Raw genomic sequence first — 7,112 nt, forward strand, 5'->3', positions numbered from 1 at the left:
GGCTCGGGCTGCCCGCCGACGCGCCGCGCGAGGAGGTGCACCGGGCCGCCTTCGGTGCGCTGCGCCACTGGCAGGGCCAGGCGGAGAACCCGATGTTCGGCCGCCGCGCGGCCGACGCCTGCCGGGTCGTCGTGCGGACCTGTGAGGGGATTCTGGCCCCGCGCTGAGATCCTGTTCCGCCTCCCCGAAATTCAAAGTGTTGGTTCCGTTCCAGCGAACGGTGCGGTCACCCGGTTGATTGTGGCTGAGTACCGTCACGTTCCCCTGAGGTTGCGTTGGTCGGTACGAGACTTTTCTGGCGCCGCGCTGAGACCATCCTTGGGTGAACAGAATCGTGGACCTGAGCCACCGCATCGAACACGGCATGATCACCTACCCCGGCCTGCCCGGCCCGGTGGTCGGCACGCACCGCGAGCGGATGGAGTCCGCGCCCGGCGTGTCGTTCCACATCGGACGGATGGAGCTGGTGGCGAACACCGGCACCTACGTCGACGCGCCCTTCCACTTCCACGCCGACCGCGCGGACATCGCCGCGCTGCCGCTGGAGCGGCTGGTGGACGTGCCGGCCGTGCGGGTGGACGCGTACGACGTGCCCGCGATCGGTCCGGAGGTGCTCGGCGACCCGGAACGCCTGTGGGGCAAGGCGGTCCTGGTGCACACCGGTTGGTCGCGGCACTGGGGCACCGAGCGGTACGGCTCCGGCGGACCGCACCTGACCGCGGCCGCGGCGCGGTTCCTCGTCGACGCGAACGTCGCCGTCCTGGGAGTCGACGCGCTGAACGTGGACGACATCGCCGACCCGACCCGGCCGGTGCACAACACCTTGCTGGGCAACGACATCCCGATCGTCGAGCACCTGACGAACCTGGCGGCCCTGCCCGACGACGGCTTCCGGCTCACCGCCCTGCCGGCACCGGTCCACGGCATGGGCAGCTTCCCGATCCGGGCGGTCGCCGTCCTACCGGCTACCAGCTGACCAGGTCCTCGACGGCCAGCCGGCCGCGAACCACCTTGCCGGTGGCGTTGCGCGGCAGCTGGTCGACGAACACGACGTCGCGCGGCACGGCGAAGCGGGGCAGGTGTGCGTGCACGTAGTCGCAGACCATGGCCTCGTTCAGCACCGCGCCCGGCTTGGCCACCACGTAGGCCGCGAAGCGCTGGCCGAACTCCCGGTCGGGTACGCCGACCACGACCGCGTCCCGCACCTGCTGCATCGAGAGCAGCAACTCCTCGACCGGCCTGGGGAACATCTTCTCCCCGCCGGAGATGATCATGTCGTCCTGGCGGCCGGACACGAACACGCGCCCGTCGGCGTCGAGGTAGCCGCGGTCGCCGGTTGCCATCATGTTGTCGTAGACCATCCGGCTGCTGCCGTCGACGTAGCCCTCGAAGTGCATGTCGTTCCCGACGCAGATCTGGCCGTCCACGCCCGGCGGCACCGGTCTGCCGCGGCCGTCCAGGATGCCGATGCGGGTGCCGATCGGGCACCGCCCGGCCGTGGTCGGGGCCGCGCGCAGGTCGGCCGGGTCGGCGATGCTCGCGTAGGACACCTCGGTCGAGCCGTACAGGTTGTAGAGGACGTCGCCGAACTCGTCCATGAAGGACACGACCAGATTGGCCGACAGCGGTGCCCCGCTGCTCGCCACGACGCGCAGCGACGACGTGTCGTAGTTGCGCCGCACCGCCTTCGGCAGGTCCATGATGCGCTGCAGCATGATCGGCACCACGAACAGCGAGGTGCACCGGTTCTCCTCGATCAGCCGCAGGGTCTCCTCGGCGTCGAACCGGCGGGGCAGCACCGTCGTCGCGGTCAGGCCCATGCCGAGCTGCAGCACCGCGAGTCCCCAGGTGTGGAACAGCGGCGCCGCGATCAGCATCCGCTCCCCCGACTCCAGCGGGATCCGCGAGATGATCGCCGCCGCGGTGCGCAGTCCGTGCGGGTTGCGCCGGCGGGCACCCTTGGGGTTGCTGGTGGTGCCGGACGTCAGCACGATGATCTTGCCGGGTGCGGTCGGCGGCTTGCGCTTGCGCGGCGAGCCGGTCTCGATGAGGCCGTCCACCGTCGGCGCGGCCTCGCCCCAGGTCCGGATGCGCGGCAGGGCCGCGGGCAGGTCGCGCAGCAACGGGAAGTACTCGTCGTCGGCGAGGATCGCGGCCGGCCGGTGCGAACGCACGGTGTCCATGACCTGGTCGGCGGACAGCCCGGTGTTCAGCAGCACCACCGAGGCGCCGAGCTTGCCGCAGGCGATCATCGACTCGACCATCGCGCCGTGGTTGCGGCACATCAGCGCCACCCGCCGGCCCTGCCGGACGCCGTACTCGGTGAGCGCGTTCGCGAGCCGGTCGGTCCGCACGGCGATGTCGGCGAAGGTCAGCGCGCCGAGCTCGTCGCGGATCGCGTCCGCCCGCGGTGCCCGCGCGGTCGCGGCGCCGTACCCGCCGGCCATCGTGGCGCCCCACCTGGACAGCGCCTTCAGCTGCCGGGCGACGAGGTCGGGCCGGCCGGGCAGCACGATCCCGGCCTTGGTGAGGATCTTCATGACGCCCAGCTGCGACTGGGCGGTCGCGGTCTGGTCGAGCGAGCGGGGCGAGGTGGTCTGCGACCGGCCGGCGAGGTGGTCGTCGACGAGCGCTACCGCCTTGCGGACGCGTTTGCGCAGCCAGGACGCGGGCAGCCGCGAGCCGAGTGGGAGCGAGATCGCGATGTGCAGCTCGGTCCGGCCGGGCTCGACCGGCGTCAGGCGGATCGACACGTGCCCACCCGGCCAGCGGTCGCTGACCAGGACGAGATGCTCCGGCGGCCGGTGCACCAGCACGTCGACGTCGTACCGGGACATCCGGCCTCGCTCGACGCTGAACCGAACCTCGTACTGGCTGCCCACACCGGTCTCGGCGTGGCTCGTCCGGTACGCCCACGAGATCTCGCGAGCGAACCGCGAGTAGGACTCGAGGTCGTTGACGATGGTCCACAGCCGTTCCGGCGGGTGGTCGAGAACCTCGACCACTTCCACAAGCTCAACCGACACCACAGGCTCCTCGGTTCGCTCGGGCGAACACCCAGCGCTACCGTACCAGCAGCCGTGCTCCATTCGGAGCAAGACCTTCGTCGCGAATTCTGGGTCATTAAACAGTGCGTGACAAGATTTCGGTACCGATCGAGGGGTCGCTCTCCAGCGGCTCACGGTGCCCGGTCGGCACGAAGCCGTTGCGCACGAACAGCCGCCGGGCCGCGGCGTTGCCGTCGGCGACCCGCAGGTCGACCCTTGACCAGCGGTTTTCCCGCGCCCAGGTCAGTACCTCGCCGATCAACGCGTCACCGACGCCCAGCCCGCGAACCTGTGGGTGGGCCCACATCGCGACCAGCGTCACCGCGTCCGCTCCGTTCGGCGTATACCCGCCGACGGCGCCGACCGGCCGGTCGCCCAGTACCGCGACGGCCGCCATCCCACTCGCCGGTTCGAGCCGGAGGCGCCAGTCGTCCTCGCCGAACCGCTGCTCGCGGGCCAGCGACGAGCCGTAGGCGTGCGGCGCCTCGGCCAGCGACGCGAGCCGGACCTCGCGCCAGACCGGCCAGTCGTCCGGCGTCAGCCGGCGCACCAGGATCGCCTTGGTCACGAGCCCGACGTTAGAACCGACTTCGCCGGTCCGGCAATCTGATTAGCCGGGGATCAGCCGGCCGCCACCGGAACCACGACCGTCGCCTTCGCGCGGGTCGCGACCAGCGGCGGGGTCAGCACGTCCGCCGACGACGGACCGCGCTCCGGCGCCGCCCGGCACAGCACGCGCGCCTCGAACTCGATGTCCCGCGACCGGTTCCCCACCCGCACGAGCGTCGCGGTCACCTCGACCACGTCGCCGGCCTGGATCGGAGCGAGGAACTCCACGCCCGAGTAGCTGGCGAGCAGGCTCTCGTCGCCGTCGGTGTGGATCGACAGGTCGGTGGCCACGTCGCCGAAAAGGGCGAGACCGTACGCGCCGTCGACGAGGTTGCCCCCGTAGTGCGCGTGCGCGTAGGGCACGTAACGGCGGTGCGTAACCGAGAACCCCTCGGTAAGGCTGCTCATGCGACCTTTGTCTCCTTCAGCGCGTGGATCAGGAAGCTGGCGACCTCGCCGGGCGTGGTGCCTCGGCCGAACACCCGGTCGACGCCGAGCTCGCCCGCCATCAACGGGTCGAACCGCGGGCCGCCGGCGATCAGCACCGGACACCGGTCCCCCATCGCCTCGCGGAACGCGGCCGACATCTCCTGGGTGTTGAGGATGTGCGCGTCCCGCTGGGTCACGACCTGCGACACCAGGACCGCGTCGGCCTTCTCCCCGCGGGCGCGCTTGACCAGCTCCGGCACGGTCACCTGCGCGCCGAGGTTGACCACCCGCAGCTCCCGGTAGTACTCGAGGCCCTTCTCCCCGGCGAAGCCCTTGATATTGAGGATCGCGTCGATGCCGACCGTGTGCGCGTCGGTGCCGATGCAGCCGCCGACCACGACCAGCTTGCGCCGCAACATCTTCTTGACCTCGGTGTTCACCTCGGTCGGCGACAGCAGCGGGTACTCGCGCTCGACGACCGTCACCTCGTCGAGGTCCAGGATGTGCTTGGCCGAGCCGTACACGACGAAGAAGGTGAACTCGGTCCCGATGCCGTGCGAGTGCACGACCATCGCCGGTTCCAGGCCCATCTTCGCCGCCAGCTGCAGCGCCGCGCCCTCGGCCTTCGGGCCGGGCGGCACCGGCAACGTGAACGAGGCCTGCACCATGCCGTCGCCGGTCGTGTCGCCGTAGGGCCGAACGTAGCGCTTCGGTTCGGTCGGGGCGCTCACTTCGTCGCCTCCTCGTCCAGCAGGTCGGCCGCCGGGTTGCGGTAGCCGTCGGCCTTCTCGATCACGCCGTCGGCGCCCTTTCCCTTGTCCGGCGGGCGTTTCATGAGCCCGAACGTGCCGTCGGCGATCGCGTCGAGCAGCCCGTCGCGCACGATCCGGTCCAGCAGATCGACGGCCTCGCCGAGCACCTGGTGCGCGCGCTTGACGATGAGCCCGTCCGGCGCGGGCCGGAAGTCCTCGCGCAGGCCCGCCGCGGCGTTCAGCACGTAGCGGACGTTGCGCAGCGCGAGGTCGCGGTCGGACAGGAACGGCGTCACCACCGCCTCTGTCATCATGCCGACGAGCAGGATCGACTGTCCGGTGAGGACACCCGCGAGGTTGAAGAACCCGTCGAGGAGGTAGCCGTTGAACACGTCGCCGGTCATGTGCTTGGTCGGCGGCATCCACTTCAGCGGCGCGTCCGGGAACAGCTCGCGAGCCAGCAGCGCGTGCGCGAGCTCGAGCCGGAACGAGTCGGGCACCGTCGGGTTGATCTCGAAGGCGTGGCCGAGGCCGAGCAGTTCGTCGGGCAGCCCGGCCTCGTGCGCGAAGTGCTCGTTGAGCAGCTGGGACACGGTGACCGTGTGCGCGGCGTCCACGGCGTCGGCGGTGGTGAGGTAGTTGTCCTCGCCGGTGTTGATGATGATGCCGGCGCGCGCGTGCACCTGGCGGGAGAAGCGCTGGTCCACGAACGTGCGGATCGGGTTGATGTCGCGGAAGAGGATGCCGTACATCGAGTCGTTGAGCATCATGTCGAGCCGCTGCAGCCCGGCCAGCACGGCGATCTCCGGCATGCAGAGCCCGGAGGCGTAGTTCGTCACCCGGACGTACCGGCCGACCTCTTTGGACACTTCGTCCATGGCCGCCCGCATGATGCGGAAGTTCTCCTGGGTGGCGTAGGTGCCGGCGAACCCGTGGTGCGTGGCGCCTTCCGGTACATAGTCCAAAAGGGACTGTCCGGTGGAGCGGATCACGGCGATGACGTCCGCGCCGGCCCGGGCCGCGTTCGCCGCCTGCACGACGTCCTCGTCGATGTCCCCGGTCGCGACGATCAGGTAGATCCACGGCCGCTGCGGCGGGTTGCCGAACCGGGTGACGAGCCTGTCCCGCTGGGCGCGGTTGCGGTCGACCGTGCGCAGCCCCTTGGCCACCGCCGTGCGGCCGGCCTTGGCCGCGCGCTCGGCTTCGCGTCCACTCGGGACGGTGTACTGGACCTGGCCGGCGGCGGTGGCCTCGGCGAGCTCGGTCAGCGAGGCGAGGTCGTGCTCGCGCATCGCGTGGAAGGCCGGCAGTACCGCGCCGTGCTCGAGCCCGCAGTGCTCGCGGACGGTGTCGACGACCCGGTTCACCCACGGCACGTCGCCGGCCCGGTGGGTGGAGTCGGCGCCGGTGATGCCGGCGAGCCGCAGCGTGGCCCGCTCCACGGCGACCGTGGTGTGCGCCCGGGCGAGCTCGACCACGGGCTCAGCCGCCCGGGCGGCGAGCTTGCGCGCCGTGGCGACCACCTCGGGATCCAGGTTCAGCAACGCCATCAGGCCACCTCGCTCGCGTAGATCGGGTTCCCGTCCAGGACGGTGCGCATACAGGTCTCGTTCCGCCACACCGCGAACGTGGCCGGCTCGCCGACCGCCAGCGTGCCGCCGGTCTCGCCGGCCGCGGTCCAGCCGCCGGCGGTGTGCGCGGTGAACGCGTCGGGGAACGGGATTCCCGAGCCGGGAGTCTTGTGGTGCACGGCGGCGCGGACGGCGGCCCAGGGGTCGACCGGGGTCACCGGCGCGTCCGAGCCGAACGCGAGCGTGAGCCCGGCCGCGGCGAGCATGGCGAACGGGTTGAGCTCGGCGGCCCGCTCGGGACCCAGCCGCCGGGCGTACATGCCGTCCCGGCCGCCCCACGCGGCGTCGAACCCCGGCTGCACCGAGGCGACCACCCGGAAGCGGGCCAGCTCGGCCGCCTGCTCCGGGGTGATCATCTCCAGGTGCTCGAGGCGGTGGCGGACCGCGCCGAGCGACTCCTCCCCCAACACCTTCTCGGCGAGCTGGAAGCCGGCGACGACCGCGCTGAGTGCCGCGTCGCCGATCACGTGGAAGCCGGCCTGCACCTCGGCTTCCGAGCAGGCGACGAGGTGCTCGGCGATCCGCTCCGAGTCGAGGTAGCGGACGCCGGTGGTGACCGGCGCGTCCGCGTAGGGCTCGCGCAGCGCCGCGGTGCGCGAGCCGAGCGCACCGTCGACGAACAGGTCGCCGGCGAGGCCGCGGGC

General features: G+C 71.4%; 7 protein-coding genes. 1 reads left to right on the forward strand and 6 read right to left on the reverse strand.

Features of this window, described 5'->3' with window-relative positions; all coding sequences use genetic code 11:
- The first annotated feature begins 322 nt into the window (after positions 1-322).
- Positions 323-976 (forward strand): cyclase family protein, encoded by a 654-nt coding sequence (locus ACRDSK_RS30025; protein ID WP_431444731.1) that lies wholly within the window; start codon positions 323-325, stop codon positions 974-976.
- On the opposite strand, the gene ACRDSK_RS30030 is transcribed toward ACRDSK_RS30025, so the two are convergent.
- The 6 genes from ACRDSK_RS30030 to ACRDSK_RS30055 all read right to left on the reverse strand — a co-directional run.
- Positions 966-3,026, reverse strand: a complete 2,061-nt coding sequence (locus tag ACRDSK_RS30030; protein ID WP_431444733.1) for an AMP-binding protein — start codon at positions 3,024-3,026, stop codon at positions 966-968. The two genes, ACRDSK_RS30025 and ACRDSK_RS30030, sit on opposite strands and share 11 nt — an antisense overlap.
- Positions 3,027-3,123: 97 nt before the next feature.
- Positions 3,124-3,615 (reverse strand): N-acetyltransferase family protein, encoded by a 492-nt coding sequence (locus ACRDSK_RS30035; RefSeq protein ID WP_431444735.1) that lies wholly within the window; start codon positions 3,613-3,615, stop codon positions 3,124-3,126.
- A gap of 53 nt (positions 3,616-3,668) precedes the next feature.
- The gene (locus tag ACRDSK_RS30040) at positions 3,669-4,064 is read right to left on the reverse strand and encodes a hotdog domain-containing protein (protein ID WP_431444736.1); all 396 of its coding nucleotides are present in this window, start codon (positions 4,062-4,064) and stop codon (positions 3,669-3,671) included.
- On the reverse strand, positions 4,061-4,816 hold the full coding sequence (locus ACRDSK_RS30045) for an OAM dimerization domain-containing protein (protein ID WP_431444737.1): 756 nt from the start codon (positions 4,814-4,816) through the stop codon (positions 4,061-4,063). Before ACRDSK_RS30045 ends, ACRDSK_RS30040 begins: the two co-directional genes overlap by 4 nt.
- Positions 4,813-6,387, reverse strand: coding sequence for a lysine 5,6-aminomutase subunit alpha (locus ACRDSK_RS30050; RefSeq protein ID WP_431444738.1), 1,575 nt, complete (start codon positions 6,385-6,387; stop codon positions 4,813-4,815). Before ACRDSK_RS30050 ends, ACRDSK_RS30045 begins: the two co-directional genes overlap by 4 nt.
- Positions 6,387-7,112: amidohydrolase family protein (locus tag ACRDSK_RS30055; RefSeq protein ID WP_431444739.1), on the reverse strand; the 726-nt coding region annotated here is incomplete at its 5' end. The genes ACRDSK_RS30055 and ACRDSK_RS30050, both read right to left, overlap by 1 nt.

Source organism: Actinophytocola sp. (assembly GCF_050699915.1).
In the GTDB taxonomy this organism is placed as follows: Bacteria; Actinomycetota; Actinomycetes; order Mycobacteriales; family Pseudonocardiaceae; genus Actinophytocola.